General features: G+C 62.8%; 1 protein-coding gene. It reads right to left on the bottom strand.

Translation table 11 applies throughout. The features are described from left to right. Positions 1-309, bottom strand: a 309-nt coding sequence (locus tag RF645_RS13220) for a transposase (protein WP_368819264.1), incomplete at its 3' end; no start/stop codon positions are given. Positions 310-572 lie beyond the last annotated feature (263 nt).

Here is a 572-nt window from a genome sequence, read left to right as displayed (position 1 = left end):
CGTCGTGGGGCGGTCGAGTTCCGCTGCGAAAAAAGCCGAGGCGGCTTTGAGAATCTCATTGGCTCGGCGGGCTTCGGCGAGTTCGCGTTTGAGGCGCTTGTTCTCCTGCTGCAGGTCCTCTCCGGCGGGTATCTGCTCGATCTCATGGCCGTGGCGGTTGCACCACATCCGCAAGGTCTCCTCCCCGACGCCAAGCTGTGGGGCCACGGCCCGGATGGAATGCGAGCGTGGGCCGCCCTGCGCGGCCTGGCGTTCCAGGACCATCCGCACGGCGCGCTCACGCAACTCGGGGCTGAACTTCTTGGGCATGTTCCGATTCTCCTTCAGTTGGATCGGAACGAAACCCAGGGCGCTTCAGTGAGAATACGTAGCCGGTTCGTTCGGTCTGGACGATCTCATCTCGAGAATCGGGGACCTACCTCTAGACCCGGAACTGGACCTGATTATGCAGACGCTGATCGTCATAGGGCGCCAATGGCTCTGCCGTAAAGCTCGAACAGGTGCGCCACGACGTCCTTCTCCTCCAGGCCGACCTCCAGCCCATACGCGCGCTCCACCGCATCGTCCAATGC

The sequence above is a fragment of the Kocuria sp. CPCC 205260 genome (assembly GCF_040981045.1).
Taxonomy (GTDB): domain Bacteria; phylum Actinomycetota; class Actinomycetes; order Actinomycetales; family Micrococcaceae; genus Kocuria; species Kocuria palustris.
The sequence above is the reverse complement of the archived record's forward strand: the minus strand, read 5'-3'. Positions and strand labels throughout refer to the sequence as shown.